Origin of the sequence: Pseudomonas sp. NPDC077408 (assembly GCF_050269105.1) — a bacterium.
Taxonomy (GTDB): Bacteria; Pseudomonadota; Gammaproteobacteria; order Pseudomonadales; family Pseudomonadaceae; genus Stutzerimonas.
In genome coordinates, this window is the sequence record NZ_JBNNHS010000004.1 from 225,206 (window position 1) to 242,674 (window position 17,469).

Annotated in this window: 15 protein-coding genes and 1 pseudogene; 10 read left to right on the top strand and 6 right to left on the bottom strand. The window is 61.2% G+C overall.

What is annotated here, in order from left to right:
• Nucleotides 1–87: 87 nt before the first annotated feature.
• On the bottom strand, nt 88–1,557 hold the full coding sequence (gene guaB / locus ACQKEK_RS13560) for an IMP dehydrogenase (RefSeq protein WP_045425305.1): 1,470 nt from the start codon (nt 1,555–1,557) through the stop codon (nt 88–90).
• A 132-nt stretch (nt 1,558–1,689) separates the two neighbouring features.
• Complete coding sequence (locus ACQKEK_RS13565; RefSeq protein WP_499143134.1) at nt 1,690–2,235, bottom strand: sugar ABC transporter ATPase; 546 nt, start codon at nt 2,233–2,235, stop codon at nt 1,690–1,692.
• 136 nt (nt 2,236–2,371) lie between these two features.
• Here ACQKEK_RS13565 and xseA point away from each other — a divergent pair, with 136 nt between their 5' ends.
• The 4 genes from xseA to ACQKEK_RS13585 are packed head-to-tail and all read left to right on the top strand — an operon-like array spanning nt 2,372 to nt 6,518.
• Entirely contained in the window at nt 2,372–3,751 is a 1,380-nt protein-coding gene (gene xseA / locus ACQKEK_RS13570) for an exodeoxyribonuclease VII large subunit (RefSeq protein ID WP_499143135.1), read from the top strand.
• A 23-nt stretch (nt 3,752–3,774) separates the two neighbouring features.
• Nucleotides 3,775–4,593: a peptidoglycan DD-metalloendopeptidase family protein gene (locus ACQKEK_RS13575; RefSeq protein WP_499143137.1), complete on the top strand. Its 819-nt coding sequence runs from the start codon at nt 3,775–3,777 to the stop codon at nt 4,591–4,593.
• Nucleotides 4,594–4,612: 19 nt separating this feature from the next.
• Nucleotides 4,613–5,155: a hydrolase gene (locus tag ACQKEK_RS13580; protein WP_128118867.1), complete on the top strand. Its 543-nt coding sequence runs from the start codon at nt 4,613–4,615 to the stop codon at nt 5,153–5,155.
• A gap of 55 nt (nt 5,156–5,210) precedes the next feature.
• Complete coding sequence (locus tag ACQKEK_RS13585) at nt 5,211–6,518, top strand: mechanosensitive ion channel family protein (protein WP_499143138.1); 1,308 nt, start codon at nt 5,211–5,213, stop codon at nt 6,516–6,518.
• A gap of 56 nt (nt 6,519–6,574) precedes the next feature.
• Here ACQKEK_RS13585 and ACQKEK_RS13590 read toward each other — a convergent pair whose 3' ends face one another.
• Entirely contained in the window at nt 6,575–8,764 is a 2,190-nt protein-coding gene (locus tag ACQKEK_RS13590) for a TonB-dependent copper receptor (protein WP_499143140.1), read from the bottom strand.
• Nucleotides 8,765–8,818: 54 nt separating this feature from the next.
• Nucleotides 8,819–9,220 carry a DUF2946 domain-containing protein gene (locus ACQKEK_RS13595; RefSeq protein ID WP_128118865.1) on the bottom strand — a complete coding sequence of 134 codons (402 nt, stop codon included), beginning with the start codon at nt 9,218–9,220 and terminating at the stop codon, nt 8,819–8,821.
• Nucleotides 9,221–9,517: 297 nt separating this feature from the next.
• Here ACQKEK_RS13595 and leuA point away from each other — a divergent pair, with 297 nt between their 5' ends.
• The 6 genes and pseudogenes from leuA (at nt 9,518) to ACQKEK_RS13625 (ending at nt 15,498) form a co-directional block, all read left to right on the top strand.
• The gene (gene leuA, locus ACQKEK_RS13600; RefSeq protein ID WP_499143141.1) at nt 9,518–11,188 is read left to right on the top strand and encodes a 2-isopropylmalate synthase; all 1,671 of its coding nucleotides are present in this window, start codon (nt 9,518–9,520) and stop codon (nt 11,186–11,188) included.
• Between the two features lie 318 nt (nt 11,189–11,506).
• Nucleotides 11,507–12,565, top strand: a complete 1,059-nt coding sequence (locus ACQKEK_RS13605) for an NAD(P)-dependent alcohol dehydrogenase (RefSeq protein WP_045425283.1) — start codon at nt 11,507–11,509, stop codon at nt 12,563–12,565.
• Between the two features lie 120 nt (nt 12,566–12,685).
• Entirely contained in the window at nt 12,686–13,543 is an 858-nt protein-coding gene (locus tag ACQKEK_RS13610) for a carboxylate/amino acid/amine transporter (protein WP_499143142.1), read from the top strand.
• 98 nt (nt 13,544–13,641) lie between these two features.
• Nucleotides 13,642–14,373, top strand: coding sequence for an endonuclease (locus ACQKEK_RS13615; RefSeq protein ID WP_499143143.1), 732 nt, complete (start codon nt 13,642–13,644; stop codon nt 14,371–14,373).
• Nucleotides 14,374–14,475: 102 nt separating this feature from the next.
• Entirely contained in the window at nt 14,476–15,108 is a 633-nt protein-coding gene (locus tag ACQKEK_RS13620; RefSeq protein ID WP_499143145.1) for a DUF2238 domain-containing protein, read from the top strand.
• A pseudogene (locus tag ACQKEK_RS13625) lies at nt 15,105–15,498 on the top strand (DUF2784 domain-containing protein). The gene ACQKEK_RS13620 and the pseudogene ACQKEK_RS13625 overlap by 4 nt, the downstream one beginning before the upstream one ends.
• Here ACQKEK_RS13625 and ACQKEK_RS13630 read toward each other — a convergent pair.
• Both ACQKEK_RS13630 and ACQKEK_RS13635 read right to left on the bottom strand, forming a co-directional pair.
• Nucleotides 15,495–16,289 carry an amidohydrolase gene (locus ACQKEK_RS13630; protein ID WP_499143146.1) on the bottom strand — a complete coding sequence of 265 codons (795 nt, stop codon included), beginning with the start codon at nt 16,287–16,289 and terminating at the stop codon, nt 15,495–15,497. The pseudogene ACQKEK_RS13625 and the gene ACQKEK_RS13630 sit on opposite strands and share 4 nt — an antisense overlap.
• Complete coding sequence (locus ACQKEK_RS13635; RefSeq protein WP_499143148.1) at nt 16,277–17,425, bottom strand: pyridoxal phosphate-dependent aminotransferase; 1,149 nt, start codon at nt 17,423–17,425, stop codon at nt 16,277–16,279. The genes ACQKEK_RS13630 and ACQKEK_RS13635 overlap by 13 nt, the downstream gene beginning before the upstream one ends.
• Between the last annotated feature and the right edge of the window lie 44 nt (nt 17,426–17,469).

Here is a 17,469-nt window from a genome sequence, read left to right on the forward strand (position 1 = left end):
GAAAAATGGCTGAAGGCTGAACGCAAGCGGCTGAACGAGGCATAGCCCATCCAGCCGCTTGGCGATCAGCCTCCAGCGACAGAAATATCAACCAACCCGGTAGTTGGGCGCTTCCTTGGTGATCTGCACATCATGCACATGGGACTCGGCCATGCCGGCACCCGTGATGCGCACGAACTGCGGGTGGGTGCGCATGTGATCGATGGTCGCGCTACCGGTATAGCCCATGGAGGCGCGCAGGCCGCCCATCAGCTGGTGAATGATTGCCGCCAGCGAGCCCTTGTACGGCACGCGCCCTTCGATGCCTTCCGGCACCAGCTTTTCGGCGCCAGCGGAGGAGTCCTGGAAGTAACGATCCGACGAACCCTGCGCCTGGGACATGGCGCCCAGCGAGCCCATGCCGCGGTAGGCCTTGTAGGAGCGGCCCTGGAACAGCTCGATCTCGCCCGGAGCTTCCTCGGTACCGGCGAACATCGAGCCCATCATCACGGCATTGGCACCGGCGACGATAGCCTTGGACAGGTCACCGGAGAAGCGGATGCCGCCATCGGCGATCATCGGCACGCCGGTGCCTTCAAGGGCAGCCGACACGTTGGCGATAGCGGAAATCTGCGGTACACCGACACCGGCGACGATACGCGTGGTGCAGATCGAGCCCGGGCCGATGCCGACCTTGACCGCGTCGGCGCCGGCCTTGACCAGATCCAGCGCAGCTTCGGCCGTGGCGATGTTGCCGCCAATGACCTGCACCTGCGGGAAGTTATCCTTCACCCAGCGAACGCGGTCGAGCACGCCGCGGGAATGGCCGTGTGCGGTGTCTACAACGATCACGTCGACGCCGGCAGCAGCCAACGCTTCGACACGTTCAGCCGTATCAGCGCCAGTCCCAACGGCAGCACCGACACGCAGGCGGCCCTGATCATCCTTGGAGGCCAGCGGGTAAGTCTTGGCCTTCTCGATATCACGGAAGGTCACCAGGCCGCGCAGGTGGAAGTTGCCGTCGACTACCAGCATCTTTTCGATGCGGTGCTCGTAGAGTTTGGTTTTGATTTCCTCGAGCCCGGTGCCTTCCTGAACGGTGATCAGCTTTTCCTTCGGCGTCATGATCGCGGCAACCGAATCACCGACGTTCGGTGTGAAGCGCAGGTCGCGCCCGGTGACGATACCCACCAGCTCTTTGCCCGAGACCACAGGGAAGCCAGAGAAACCAAGCTCCCGCGCCTTGCGCAGCAGTTCGCTGATCTTGGTTTCAGGCGTCACGGTCGCCGGATCGTGAACGATGGCCGTTTCGTGGCGCTTGACCTTGCGCACCTCAGCGGCCTGCTGCTCGACATTCATGTTCTTGTGAATGATGCCGATGCCGCCTTCCTGCGCCATGGCGATGGCCAGACGGGCTTCGGTGACGGTGTCCATTGCCGCCGAAACAAGGGGAATGTTCAGCTCGATTTCGCGGGTCAGGCGGGTCTTGAGGCTGACATCTTTCGGCAGGACCTCGGAATATCCCGGGATCAGGAGAACATCATCGAAAGTCAAGGCTTCTTGGCTGATACGCAGCATGGCGGGGGCTCCCAGGCGGGAAAAAGGAAGCGCGGCATTATACCCACGCATACCATTACGCTCAATGCAGTTGTAAGGTCCGCCGCGCGCGTTCCGCTTCGCTACGTCGAAAAAATGACTGAGCGGTCACCCCTACGCAACCACCACCGCCACCTTGAATCCCAGCCGTCCAGCGAACTCGTCAAGAAAGGACTGCGCAAATACAGCCTCGCCCCAACCGTTGAAGATGAAGCCAAGATTAGAAAAGCCGCAGGCAGGAATGAACAGGAAGCCGTTGATGTCATCCTCGTACCCGCATTCCGGACAGGTGAAGGTGTCGGTCTGTGCAGGCATCCACTCGTCGAGACTCTCGAACAGCGCCTCACCAATCTCTTGCCGACATTCAGGGCATCCGGCCTCCTCGGCAAACGCCCGGGTCGGCGTGTAGATGCAGCGCTTGGTCACGACCTCCAAGCCATTGATCGGCTCAGCGAACGGCAACCGCTCAGGCTGCAGCACAACGTTGCGCGCACCCGATCCAAGCGCATAGGCCATGCCGCCAACACCGCGCCCACAGGTAGTTGGCAGCGCCTCGACGATGCGCCGCTCGGCAAGCCAACGCAGGATCATTCGCGCCTTGGCTTCATGGCCAGGAAAGGATGAGATACGCGGCACGACGATCGCTTGACTATGACTCATGACTGACTCGAAAGGAGGCGAAGAAAGCGGCGCAGCTTAATGACTACTCAGCGCAGGTCAACGACGCGGCGTCGCCTGTTGTCCGTTTGGCCATTCGCCCTCAGCGCCTAACCATACTTTCCCTTATCATCCCGGCATGCTCAAAGATCCTTTCCAACGCCTCAATCTCGACCGTGAAGTGCTGACCGTCAGCCAGCTCAACGGTCGCGCGCGGCTGCTGCTCGAAGATGTCTTCGCCCAGGTGTGGGTAGAAGGCGAAATATCCAACCTGTCCAAGCCGGCATCCGGCCACGTCTACTTCACGCTGAAGGACAAGAGTGCGCAGGTGCGCTGCGCGCTGTTCCGACAGAACGCCTTGCGTGTGCGTCAGGCATTGCGCGACGGCCTCGCGGTGAAAGTGCGCGGACGGGTGTCCTTGTTCGAGGGCCGCGGCGACTATCAGTTGATTCTCGACAACGTCGAGCCAGCGGGCGACGGCTCGCTACGCCTGGCCTTCGAAGCGCTAAAAGACAAGTTAAGCGCCGAAGGCTTGTTCGACGCCTCCGGCAAGCGCGCCCTGCCCGCTCACCCGCAACGTATTGGCATCGTCAGCTCGCCCACCGGTGCGGTGATCCGCGACATCATTTCGGTGTTCCGTCGACGTGCGCCGCATGTTGCCCTGACGCTGGTACCGACCCCAGTCCAGGGTCGCGAAGCGACGGCACAAATCGTCCGCGCACTAGAACTGGCCGACCGTGGCGGCTTCGATGCGCTGATCCTGGCGCGCGGCGGCGGTTCATTGGAAGACCTGTGGTGCTTCAACGAAGAGCTGGTCGCACGCGCCGTGGCAGCCTGCGAGACGCCGATCGTTTGCGCCGTGGGCCATGAAACCGACGTTTCCATTGCCGACTTCGTTGCCGATGTGCGCGCACCGACCCCGTCAGCCGCGGCCGAACTCCTGGCTCCCAGCAGCGCCGACGTGCGCCAGCGACTCGATGGCCTGCGCCAGCGCTTGCTGCTGCGGATGCGGGACCGTTTACACCGCGAGGCATCTCGCCTCGAAGGCCTGACACGCCGGCTGCGACACCCCGGCGAGCGTCTGCAACAACAGGCCCAGCGCATCGACGATCTCGAACAACGCCTGCTGCGCGGCATCGACCGTCGGCTAGGCGCCGGGCAGGAACGCCTCGCCCGCCTCGAAACACGCCTTGCGGGCCAGCACCCAGGCCGAAACCTGAACCTGTTGCGCCAACGCCTCGATCATCTGTCCGGCCGCCTACCCCGGGCGATGCAGGACACCCTGAAAGGCCATCGCCAACATTTACAGGGACTGGCGCAGACGCTGAATGTCGTCAGCCCGCTCGCCACCTTGTCACGTGGCTACAGCATCCTGCTCGACGAACGCGGCCAGGCCATTCGGCATGCGGGCCAGACCCAGCCCGGCCAACGACTCAGGGCGCGTCTGGGCGAAGGCGAGCTGGACGTCAGGGTCGAAGACAACCATCAGACGCCCGTCACCTTGTCACTGCTGGACTAACCCACTTTCTGCCCAGGACTCTTATGCGTTTTGCTCTTGCCCTGCTGCTCTGCCTCTCACTTCCCGTCCACGCCGAAGGTTTTCTCACCCGTCTGCTCAACAAACCCGTACCGGGGGGCGTTGCGGTAATCGACCTGGGTAACGATGCCAGCGCGCCGAAAGCACGGTACGACGGCAAACCCGTGCTGGTGGTACGCGAAGATGACCAGCGCTGGATCGCCATTGTCGGCGTTCCACTGTCGGTCAAAGCCGGTCAGCACTCGCTGGAAGTCGACGGCCAGGCACATAGCTTCCGTGTCGAACCGCGCACCTACCGCGAACAGCGCATCACCTTAAAGAACCAGCGCCAGGTCAACCCCAACCCCGCCGACCTCAAGCGTATCGAGCGCGAACTGGACGAACAGACACGGGCCTATAGGCAGTTCAGCCCGCGCCAGCCCAGTAACCTCTTATTCGACAAGCCGGTCAACGGCCCGCTGTCCTCGCCATTTGGGCTGCGCCGCTTCTTCAATGGTGAAGAGCGCAACCCGCATTCCGGGCTGGATTTCGCTGCGAAGACCGGTACACCGATCAAGACACCGGCTGCCGGCAAGGTCATTCTCAGCGGCAATTATTTCTTCAATGGCAAAACCGTGTTCGTCGACCACGGCCAAGGCCTGATCAGCATGTTCTGTCATTTGTCGCAGATTGATGTGAAGGTCGGCGACGAGCTTTCCCGTGGTGCCATGCTCGGCAAGGTCGGCTCCACCGGCCGAGCCACCGGCCCGCATCTACACTGGAACGTCAGCCTAAACGATGCACGGGTCGACCCGTCGATCTTCATCGGTGCGTTCAAACCCTGACCCGCCCCAAGGACCCCATATGCTCATCAATGCGCAGAATTCGACGCTTGTCATCATCGACATTCAGGAAAGGCTATTTCCCGCCATCGAAGACCACACCACGTTGGCCGAGCACAGCGCCTGGCTGATCCAGGTCGCCCAACGCGTCGGTGTGCCGGTGCTGGTCACCGAGCAGTACAGCAAGGGCCTCGGGCCTACGATCGCAGCCCTGCGCGATGGCATGGCTGACGAGGCGATCATCGAGAAGCTGCATTTTTCCGCAGCGCGCGATGGCGAACTGTTCAGGCGCCCCGGCGGCGAGCGCAAGCAATTCATCATTAGCGGCATCGAAACCCATATCTGCGTACTGCAGACCGTGCTCGATCTGCTGGCTCGCGGCAATCAGGTGTTCGTGGTCGAAGAGGCTGTCGGATCGCGCCGCGCCAGCGATAAAGCGCTTGGTCTGGCACGCATGCAACAAGCCGGCGCCAGCATCGTTTCGCGCGAAATGGTTGCGTTCGAATGGATGGAACAGGCAGGGACCGACCTCTTCCGCTCGATCAGCCGCGAGTTCATCCGCTAATAGGACAGCCCCTGGCATGTGGTTGCGGTCTGACGCCAACTGACGGAGCGGTACGATGCAGGAAGAATTGAAGGTCTGGCTGGAATGGCTGAGCGAGCATGCCGAACTGGAAACGCTGGTCGCCAGCGCGGCGCTGGTGTTCGCGGCCTGGCTGGCCAACTGGGTGGTCAAGCGCATCTTGGTGCGCGGTCTGTACAAAATGCTGCGCAGCACTCGCGAAACTCAGCTGCAGGACTTCGGCATCATTCGCCGGTTGTCCAACATCGTGCCGGCGTTGGTGCTGTCGATTGGCGTGAATGCCGTACCGGGCTTACCGGAAGCGGCCGTCACAGTCGTGCGCAATGTCTGCGGCGGCTTCATCGTGCTGACCATCGCCCTCGCCCTGGGTGCGCTGCTGGACATCATCAACATGATGTACCAGCGCCGCGCCGATGCGCATGTGCACCCCATCAAGGGCTATCTGCAGGTGGTCAAGATCGTGCTGTACGCGGTCGCCACCATCCTCATCATCGCCACCCTGATCGACCGTTCGCCGCTGATCCTGCTGTCCGGCCTTGGCGCCATGGCGGCGGTATTGATGCTGATATTTCAGGACACCATTCTTTCATTGGTGGCCAGCGTGCAGATCACCTCCAACGACCTGATCCGTGTTGGCGACTGGGTGGAAATGCCGCAGCTAAACGCCGACGGCGATGTCATCGACATTGCTCTGCATACGGTAAAAGTGCAGAACTGGGACAAGACCATCAGCAACATCCCGACCAAGCGCTTTATCAGCGACTCGTTCAAGAACTGGCGAGGCATGCAGGAAAGCGGAGGCCGCAGGATCAAGCGCAGCCTATTTCTGGATCAGCAAAGCGTGCATTTTCTCAGCAACGACGAATGCGAGCGCCTGCATCGTTTCAACCTGCTCGATGAATACCTCACCGAAAAACGCCGAGAGATTGACGAGTGGAATGCCAAGCTTGAAGAGCGCGGCAAGGAGCCGGTGAATACTCGACGCATCACCAACATTGGCAGCTTCCGCGCCTACGTGGAGCGCTACCTGCGCAGCCATGGAGGCATTCACCAAGGCATGACCCTGATGGTGCGCCAGCTCAGCCCTACCGCTGACGGCTTGCCGCTCGAGATTTACTGCTTCACCAACACCGTCGCCTGGACCCAGTACGAGGCGATCCAGTCAGACATTTTCGATCACCTGCTGGCAATCCTGCCCGAGTTCGGTCTGCGCGTGTTCCAGCACCCGAGCGGTGCGGACATGCGCGAGGGCTATGGCTCGGTCAGCCAGCTGCTCAGCCGACCGATGCCGCAGTTGCCCCAACCGAGCGACCGGCTCGACGACGACAAGACCCAAAACGGCTGATTGCAGCCAGCAGTGGAAGATCACCGCTGGCTGCTCATGTCTGCTGACAATGCGTGTCAGAAGCTCATGTCGATCCGCGCCCAATAGGTGCGGCCCGGCTCGTTGACACGACGGGTTGCGTCGAGCCCGTAGTCGGCGAAGCCCGCGCTGCCGGCTAGGTTGAGGTGCTCGCTGTAGGCTTTGTCCAACAGATTGTCCACACCCGCGCTTACCTTGAAGTGCTGATCCAAACGATAGGCACCGTTGACCGCCAGCACGCCAAAGCCGGCACTCTCGTCGAAGTCCTTGCCGACGACGGTACCCTGGTTTTTTGCAACCCGGCTCTGCGACGCGACCACTCGCCAGAGGCCACTGGTGCTCCAGTCGTCACGCTCGTAGGTCAGGCCAAACCGCCCCTCCAGCGGTGGGATCTGCGGCATGGCACGGTCATCGCTGCGGTTCTTTCCCCATGCGTAGGCAAGGCTCGCATCGCCTTTCCAGTTGCGGGTGAACCGGTAGCTTGCGCCCATCTCGCCACCGGCAATGGCGGCGTCAATGTTGCTTACCTCCGCGCGGAGCATGCTGGGCATCACGCCGGGCACATAGCTGAACAGGATGTAGTCTTCGACCAAACCGGCGTACGCGGAGACCCAGGCTTGCAGCGGGCCATCGGCATACTGCAGGCCGATATCCAGCTGCGTGGTCTTCTCCGGCCGCACCGAATCGAGCGGCTGCACGCTGCCGACTGGACCTGGGTTGGAGACGAACAGCTCCCAGTAATCAGGGAACCGTTCGGCATGACCGAGGCCGGCGTACCCGGTGACCGGCATGCTGGCGAGCTCTTTTTCGTAGCGCATGAAGCCGCTGTAGAGCGTGTCACGCCGGGTGTCCCCTGCCGTCGGATTGGTCCAATCCTGACTGACCGGCATGCCCATCATGTTCTTCAGCGTCGGGTGATGGCTGTTGAAGAATGCTCGCTCGTCGGTCGCCTCGTGCAGATCCAGCCGCAGACCGCTGATGACTTTCTCACGTTCGCTGAGCTGCCAGGTCAGCTCGCCGAACAGGCCGTAACTGTGCAGGACGGCATCCGGCACCCAGGGCAGCGCGTCGCTACCCGCCGCCGCCACCATCTGATTGACCGCACCGGCCGGGTTCATGACCTTGCGATGCTCGCTGCGCTGCGCATCAATGCCGGCCTTCAAGTCGACATCGGACCATTGCCAGGTGCCGACCAGCCGGCCACCCAGCGTGCGGCGGTCGACCCGCGACAGGGTCGGCTGGGTCATCATCATTGTCGGAACGAAATCGCGCAGGCTGTAGTTGTCCATGACGTGGTCGGCGTAGCTGTAATAGACCTGCGCCTCCAGCCCGTAGAAGGTCTCACCGATATCGGTCTTCTCGAAGCGCAGCCCGAGACTTTCACGCTGGAACTGGCTGCCATCCATGCCGCGTCCGGCGTAGCGGGCGAAGCCGTCGCCACGGCCTGCGGTCAGCTCGACCAAGGTGTCCGCATCCGGCATCCAGCCGAGCGCGACATCGGTGTTCCACTTGTCATAGCGCGACGGCACGGTATCGCCATTGCCGTCCGCGTAGTCGTCAGCCTGCGAGCTGTTGGCCATCAGCCGCGCGTAACCCTGTGTGCTACCCACGGCGGCATCCAGGTTGCGGTCGAAACGACCGTTGGAGCCGGTCAGCAGACTGGCGTTGAGGCGGTAGTCGGGTTCGCTGAACTGCTCCGGCTCGCGCTCGAAAAGCACCGTGGCCGCCGAAGCGCCGGGCCCCCAGAGCACGGTTTGCGGCCCTTTGATGACGGTTAGCTTGTCGAAGGTGTCCGGGCTGATATAGGAGCTCGGCGAATCCATGCGATTCGGACATGCACCAAGCATTTCGCCGCCATTGCTGAGCAGTTTCAACCGAGAGCCGAACATACCGCGGAACACCGGATCGCCGTTTACTCCACCGTTGCGCACCGCGGAGAAGCCCGGAATGGTCTTCAGATAATCCGCGCCGTCACTGGCCGGCATTGGCTGGCGCGGAATCTTCGGATCGGTGACCACTTTAAGCGGGGACTGCTGCGCCACGCCGGTAATGATCATGGGCGTGAGCTGGATGGTCGATTCGGGGTTGGCTTCAGCGGCCATGCCTTGGCCCGCCAAGGCGCTTAACAGCGCGAGGTGAGCCAACTGCCAACGCAAGCGCAAAGGCTGCAGGGAAAGGTTGACGGGCAGACGCGAGGCTACCGCCCGCACAGGGGTGATTCTGGACATAAAGTTCTTCCACTTCTGAGATTTAGGAGGAACCGCGCGTTAGCGGCTCGGAAATCAGCAGTGAAATACGGGTGGCGCCCGCGCATGGCCGCCGGTGAGGCGTGGCATGGCCGGCAGGGGCTGTCGAGGAACCAGCCGTGCGTAAACAGGCGGGAAATAAGGCAACGCAGGCGCGAACGCCAGGACCAACGGCGGACTCAGCGTCAACAGCTCACAGTAACCACAGAGGTCGAGCGAAGCGAGCCACGCCGGCTGGCTATCCGAGCGCGAGGGAGAATGCAGCGCTGACGAATGACCCTTTGCATCGTGATAATGATGCTGGTGCGCGACCGGAGCTGCAGCGTCGTGCTGGGCAGCCTTAAGCTGCGATGCTGAATAGAGCGGACCCACATGGATCATCAGCATGGCAAACAGGCCAAGCCAGAGACCCGCTGTGAACTGTCCTTTGCGTCTCACGTAAATCCTGCCGTGGATCGGCTACTGCTCATCGTGGCCGGATGATCGCACGCCCCGAGGTGCAGGGTGAGTGCGACACGGGGCCGCAATCGAGCCGAGCAATCAATCTTCGATTACGGCGACCAATCGACTGTTTATTTTCCTTTATGGATTTTTATTAGTGTTTTTCACCATTTTTTTCGAGACAGTTGCAATACCCGATAGGTGCGCCCTACATTCGGACCATAAATACGCATCGACCTGCTCTGCCCTCCCTGCTTCGCGCCGCGCTTCGGGGAGCTGCTCAAGGAAATCGCCATGACCATGCTCAAAGATCCTTCAAACAAATATCGCGCGTTTCCGGTGATCAATCTGCCTGACCGTACCTGGCCATCGCGGACCATCACCCAGGCTCCGATCTGGCTGAGCTCCGATTTGCGCGACGGCAACCAGTCGCTGATCGAGCCGATGGACGCGGCGAAGAAGATGCGTTTCTTCAAGACGCTGGTGCAGATCGGCCTGAAGGAGATCGAAGTGGGCTTTCCCTCGGCATCACAGACCGATTTCGATTTCGTTCGGGAGTTGATCCAAGGTGGGCATATTCCGGATGACGTCACCATTCAGGTGCTGACTCAGGCTCGCGAGGACCTGATCACCCGCACCTTCGAATCGCTCAAGGGTGCCAAGCGGGCCATCGTTCATTACTACAACGCGACCGCGCCGAGCTTCCGTCGCATCGTGTTCAACCAGGACAAGGCTGGTGTGGTGAACATCGCTGTCGCCGCTGCGCAGGTGGTCAAGCGTCTCGCCGATGCGGCGCCGGAAACCGATTGGCGCTTCGAATATTCACCCGAGGTGTTTAGCTCCACTGAGACCGACTTCGCCGTCGAGGTCTGCAACGCTGTGATCGGCGTATTCCAACCGACGCCTGGGAAGAAGCTGATCCTCAACCTGCCGGCCACCGTTGAGGCCGCCACGCCGAACATCTATGCCGACCAGATCGAATATTTCGGCCGCCAGATTAACAAGCGCAACTGCGTGCTGATCAGCCTGCACACCCACAACGACCGCGGCACGGGCGTGGCTGCCACTGAGCTGGGCCTGATGGCCGGGGCGGATCGCGTCGAGGGCTGCCTGTTCGGCAACGGCGAGCGCACCGGCAATGTCGATCTGGTGACCGTAGCGCTGAACATGTACAGCCAGGGCGTCGATCCGCAGCTGGATTTCTCTGACATCGATGCCCTGCGCAAGGTGGTTGAGGAATGCAATCAGTTGCCGGTGCACCCACGCCATCCTTATGTGGGCGATCTGGTCCATACCGCCTTCTCCGGCTCCCACCAGGACGCCATCCGCAAGGGCTTCAGCCAGCAGGATCCGAATGGCGTCTGGGAGGTGCCCTACCTGCCGATCGACCCGGCCGACATCGGTCGCAGCTACGAGGCGGTGATTCGCGTCAACAGCCAGTCGGGCAAAGGCGGCATCACCTACTTGCTGGAACAGGAGTACGGCATCAGCCTGCCGCGCCGCATGCAGATCGAATTCAGCCAGGTGGTGCAGAAGGAAACCGATCGTCTGGGACTGGAGATGAACGCCAAGCAGATCTATTCCCTGCTGGAGGGTGAATACCTGCAAGCCACGGCGCCGTACGCCCTGAAGAGCCATCGTTTGCAGGAAGAAAACGGCACCAGCGCCGTGGAGGTGGAAGTCACCAGCGAGGGTGAAACCATGCACTGGCGTGGGATCGGCAAAGGGCCGTTGGAAGCGCTGGTCGCCGGCTTGCCCGTGAAGCTGGAGATCATGGATTACCACGAGCACTCGATCGGTGCCGGCAGCAATGCGCGGGCCGCAGCCTATATCGAAGTGCGTCTGGATGGCGAGCGCCCGCTGCATGGCATCGGCATTGACGAAAACATCACCACCGCCAGCATTCGCGCCTTGTTCAGCGCCCTCAACCGGGCTCTGCGTGAGGCCGAGCTGAAAGCAGCCTAAACGGAGATGGCGGGTTCTGCGCAGGGCCCGCCACGCTGCAACTAGAGCCGCCTGGGAGGCGGCACGATGGCCCACCGCTTGCCGCTACTCTGACGGCAGCATCTGCTCCCGACCCACCGTTTCGTCGCTGCGTGACAGACAAGCAATCGCTTGCCAAAACCCGGCGCATCACGTACCGAACACCTCCGCCCAGGCCAGGTCTATCTCATTCCAGCAGAAATGCGTGAGTCATCGGCAGGATTGTGCAATCGGACCTGCTCGCTATTGGCATAGGCTTGAGCACTTCCGTCCGCCCGATAAAACGCCACAGGAGCGCCCATGAGTACAACCATTGGTTACGCCGCATTTGACCCAAGCACACCACTCGCACCTCACACCTTCTCGCGCCGTGCCGTAGGGCCGAACGATGTACAGATCGACATTCTCTTCTGCGGCGTCTGCCATTCGGATCTGCACACCGCCCGCAACGAATGGCACAACACCCTCTACCCCTCCGTTCCGGGCCACGAGATCGTTGGCCGGGTCAGTGCCGTTGGCGAGTCGGTCAACCGCTTCAAGGTCGGCGACATCGCTGGCGTTGGCTGCCTGGTCGACAGCTGTCAGAGCTGCCCTTCTTGCGGCGAGGGTCTCGAGCAGTATTGCGAGAATGGTTTTGTCGGCACCTACAATGGTCCCGCGTTTGGCGGTGGCGAGAACACCTTTGGCGGCTATTCCGACAACATCGTGGTGAACGAGAAATTCGTCCTGCGCATCTCGCATACCGAAGACAAGCTTGCCGCTGTCGCGCCCTTGCTATGTGCAGGCATCACCACCTATTCGCCGCTGCGCCAGTGGAAGGTAGGCCCCGGTCAAAAGGTCGGCGTGGTCGGTCTCGGTGGCCTTGGGCACATGGCGGTGAAGATTGCCAATGCCATGGGCGCGCATGTCGTGCTGTTCACCACCTCGCCCGACAAGAAGGAAGACGCCCTGCGTCTGGGGGCCAGCGAAGTCGTAGTATCGAAGAACCAGGACGAGATGAGCGCGCACCTGAACAGCTTCGACTTCATCCTCAATACCGTTGCAGCGCCCCACAATCTTGATGCTTTCTTGTCGCTGCTCAAGCGCGACGCGACCATGACCCTGGTGGGGGCACCCGCTTCGCCGCATCCCTCACCGAGCGTGTTCGGCTTGATTTTCAAGCGCCGTCGTTTGGCCGGCTCGCTGATTGGCGGCATTGCCGAAACCCAGGAGATGCTCGACTTTTGCGCCGAGCACAACATCGTCTCGGACATCGAGATGATCGATATCCAGACCATCAACGAGGCCTACGAGCGCATGCTCAAGAGTGACGTGAAGTACCGCTTCGTCATCGACATGGCCTCGCTGAAGTCCGCGTAATCCACCCAGCACGGGCGCGCTTGGCCGAAGCGCGCCCGTGATCCAAAACAGCGCGCTCGAACCGGCCCTTCCTTCTTTGCCGCCGAGCCGCTAAGGTCGCCGACCTTCTGAGGAGTCGGCATGCGCTACCTGATTTTCGTCACCCTGCTGTGGGCGTTTTCCTTCAACCTGATTGGTGCCTACCTCGCCGGCCAGGTGGACAGCTATTTCGCTGTGCTGACCCGCGTAGTGCTGGCCGGCCTGGTATTCCTGCCTCTGACTAGCTGGCGCGGCGTTGCACCGGGCTTCATAGCGGGCGTCACGCTGGTCGGCGCGTTGCAGTTCGGCGTCACCTACCTCTGCCTGTACCTGAGCTTCAACGTGCTGACGGTCGCCGAAGTCCTGTTATTCACAGTACTGACGCCGTTGCACGTGACGTTGATAGACGACGCGTTGAACCGCCGTTTCAACCCCTGGGCACTGGTTGCGGCCGCCGTTGCGGTATTCGGTGCCGGGCTGATTCGCTATGACGGTGTTTCTCGCGACTTTCTCGGTGGTTTCCTTTTGATACAGTTGGCCAACTTCACCTTTGCCGCCGGCCAGGTCGGCTACAAGCATCTGGCACAGCGTTATCCATCCGATATTCCACTCCATCGTCGCTTCGGCTACTTTTTCATGGGTGCGCTGCTGATCGTACTGCCGGCCTGGCTACTGTTCGGAAACCCGGAAAAGCTCCCCACCACAACCGACCAATGGGCAGTGTTGGTATGGATGGGTGTGCTGGCCACCGCGCTCGGACAGTTCTGCTGGAACAAGGGCGCCACCCTGGTGGATGCCGGCACCCTGGCGGTGATGAACAACATGGCGGTGCCTGTGGGGCTGGTGCTCAATCTGCTGTTCTGGGGTACGCAGACTAATCTTCTACTGCTGACTGTTGGTGGGCTGGTCATCCTGGCCTCGCTGCAGATCAACCGGCTGGGCCAACAGCAGGCTCAATGACATTATGTAAGTTATTGTTATATATGGATTTATCAGATCAACAGATAAGATAGCGCGCCCCGCATGGATGCATTTCTCAGTCAGTCGTCGAGATTCCCATGCGCTGTTACAGCCTGCTTCTGCTTGCCCTGCTTTTTCCGGTTCAGCTACACGCCGACGCTCCACGCACCTTTCGCGAAGCCAAGAAAATCGCCTGGCAGTTGTACGCCGAGCGACCCGTGGATTTCTATTGCCGCTGCGCCTTCAAAGGCAAACAGATCGATCTGGCCAGTTGTGGCTACATTCCGCGCAAGCAGCCCAAGCGTGCCGCGAGGGTGGAGTGGGAGCACATCGTTCCCGCATGGGTGATCGGCCATCAGCGCCAATGCTGGCAGGACGGTGGACGCAAACACTGCACGTCGACCGACCCGGTGTTCAGCCAGGCGGAAGCCGATCTGCACAATCTGGTACCGGTGGTCGGTGAAGTGAACGGCGACCGCAGCAATTACGGCTTCGGTATGCTCAGCGAAAAGCCCAGCCAGTACGGCGCCTGCCCTTTCGTGGTCAACTTCAAACAGCGCACCGCCATGCCGCCGGTTTACAGCCGCGGGGCGATTGCGCGCACCTACCTGTATATGAGCGAGCGCTATAAGTTGCGCCTGTCCAAGCAGGACCGTCGCCTCTATGACATCTGGAATCGCCAGTACCCGGTCAGCGAATGGGAGCAGTGGCGCAATCGCAGCGTCGCGTGCGCTCAGGGTAATGCCAACCGTTTTGTAGGCACAGTGGACCTCCGGCGCTGCGCCCGGTCGATATCCCGCTCCGGTTCGCTGGCGGGTCGTCAGGGCTGATCAGCCCCGCCGTCCATCAGACCTGGCCGCCTCTCAATCTGATTGCGCCGCGCCGTGTGCCCGCGCATGCTGCCGGCACGAACGGCAACTTTGGCAGCTCCAATGCAGGACAAAACGCTCTACGCATCCTTGGCAATGCTGGTGTTGCTGGCACTGATCTGGTCCGGTGTCGCGCCCTACGATCGAGCTACCTGGCTGCTGGAGGTGGCCCCGGTACTGATTGCCGCCCCGCTGCTGCTATGGAGTTATCCACGCTTCCCGCTGACACGGCTGCTCTATTGGGTCATCGCCATTCATTCGCTGATTCTGATTCTGGGCGGCACCTATACCTACGCCCGGGTGCCGGCGGGTTTCTGGGTGCAGGATTGGTTCGAACTCAGTCGCAACCCGTACGACAAACTGGGTCATTTCATCCAGGGGGTAACCCCGGCTCTGCTCGCTCGGGAGATTCTGCTGCGCTTGCGCATCGTGGCGCCCGGCAAGATGCTGGGCCTTCTTTCGCTCTGCGTTGCGCTTGCTTTCAGCGCGTTCTACGAACTCATTGAATGGTGGGTGGCGCTGCTCGCCGGGCAAGGTGCAGAAGCCTTCCTCGGGACTCAGGGCGACCCCTGGGATACCCAGTCAGACATGTTCATGGCACTGCTCGGCGCACTGATATCCGTCAGTTGGCTATCGAGAGTTCAAGACAGCCAGATCGCCCGCCTCACTCGCACGACTGAAGTGGCGTCTTCATGAGCTACAGGATCGGGGCCGATGCGGTACTCATTCTGCGTTTGAGCTTTATCGTGTTCGTGCTGCTAGGCGGTCTGCTGGTTGCCTGGAAACGCCAGCTGCTGGTACTCCACCTGCCGGCCGTAGCCTGGGGGGTATTCGTGGAGCTGACCGGACGCCTTTTCCCCCCTCACCCATTGGGAGAATCATCTGCGAAAGCTAGCCGGCGGTGCCGGCTATGAAAGCAGCTTCGTCGAGCAGTACCTGCTGCCACTCATTTATCCATCCTGGTTGAGCGTGCCTGTGCAATACCTTCTTGCAGCAGTGGTGGTGATAGTCAATCTAGCGATCTATGGCTGGGTGCTGTGGCGTTGGCGACGGGATGCAGCCGCCCCACGTAATAACCATCCCTAAAGCTTCAATTCGAATGCATCACCATCGTGATACGCGGGGAATTTGCTGCGAAACGCTGCCAGATCCCTCGCCCGCAGCGTAGAGCGGAACACGCCATCCGCATCCCCCGCTTCGAGTAGCGGATCCCCCAGATAATCGAGTACCTGCGAGTCTCCGCTATAAGGGTAGCCCTTGCCGTCTTCGCCGATTCTGTTAACGGCCGCGACATAGCAGAGGTTCTCGACCGCGCGTGCCGGTAACAGACGATTCCACGCATTGCGACGTGCCGCCGGCCAGTTAGCCGTATACAGCAACAGGTCGGTGTCATGAGGGTCCCGGCTCCAGACCGGGAAGCGCAAGTCGTAGCAGATCAGCGGCCGCACGTGCCAGCCGCTGAGTTCGAACAGTGCTTGCTGTTCGCCAGCCGTGTAGTACTTGTGCTCGCCCGCCATGCGGAACAGGTGGCGCTTGTCATAGTGCGAAATCTCACCATCAGGCCGCGCCCAGAGCAGGCGATTGCGGTGACTGCCATCCGCAGCTTCGACGATCACGCTACCGGTTATCACCGCATCGACTCGTGCAGCCTGCTCACGCAACCAGCTGTAGGTCGGACCTTCTTCAGGCTCGGCGAGCTCGGCGGAGTTCATGGAGAACGCCGTGGTGAACATTTCTGGCAGCACGATGAGGTCAGCGCCGCGGGCCTCATCCAGCAAGCCAACGAAACGCTCTCGATTGGCCTCCGCGTCCTGCCAGACAAGGGTGGTCTGGATCAGAGCCAGTTCGAGGTCGGGCAGGTTGTTCAAATCGCGCATAGTCGTTCCGCTGCCTGGCGCAGCGTCTCCTCTCGTTTGGCAAAGCAGAAGCGGACCAGCCGCGACTCTGCAGGAGGTGTTTGATAGAAAACGGAGATCGGGATAGTCGCCACGCCGTGCTCGCGGGTCAGCCATTCGGACATGGCAACGTCGTCGAGATCGGGGCGGATCGCCGAGTAATCGGCCAGCTGGAAATAGGTGCCGGCGGCGCGGGTAAAGCTGAAGCGCGATCCGGCAAGCAGGTCGCAGAACAGATCCCGCTTGGCCTGGTAGAAGTCTGGCAGCTCGCTCAGATGCTCCGGGTGCGCTGCCATGAAGTCGGCCAGCGCCCATTGCAAAGGCGTGACCCCCGTGAAACTGACGTACTGATGGACTTTGCGCAGCTCGCTGCTGAGCGCCGCTGGAGCGACGACATAGCCGGTCTTCCAGCCGGTGACGTGGTAGGTCTTGCCGAACGAACTCACAACGAATGCCCGCTGATACAGCTCGTCGTGACGCAGCACACTGACGTGCTCGCGTCCGTCGAACACCAGGTGTTCATAGACTTCGTCGCTGAGCAGGTAGATATCCCGGTCGCGGATCAGATCAGCCAGGCGATCCAGATCCGCCATGTCGATCAGCGCTCCACTCGGATTGTGCGGCGTGTTGAGCACGATCATCCGAGTGCGCGGCGTAATCGCATCGGCCAGCCTTTGCCAGTCGATGCCGAACGACGGCAAGCTCAGCGCTTGATGAATACATACGCCACCAGCGAGCTCCACCGCGGGCTCGTAGCTGTCATAGCAGGGATCGAACACGATCACCTCATCGCCCGAGCGGATGACCGCGTGAATCGCACAGAAAATCGCTTGCGTCGCCCCGGGCGTGATCGTGACCTCGGCCTCGGCGCTGACCTGGAGGCCATATAGCGAGCTGACCTTCAGTGCCACTTGCTCACGCAGTGCCGGTAAGCCGGTCATTGGCGCGTATTGGTTGTGCCCTTCCATCACATGACGGGCAACCGCTTCGCGCAGCGCATCAGGCCCATCGAAGTCGGGGAATCCCTGCGACAGGTTTAACGCGCCGGTTTCAGCCGCCAGCTGCGACATGGTGGTGAAAATGGTGGTGCCGACAGTGGGCAACTTACTGATGAGCATGACAGCCTTCCGACAGACCTGCCGTACGGGGCTTCGGCAGGGGA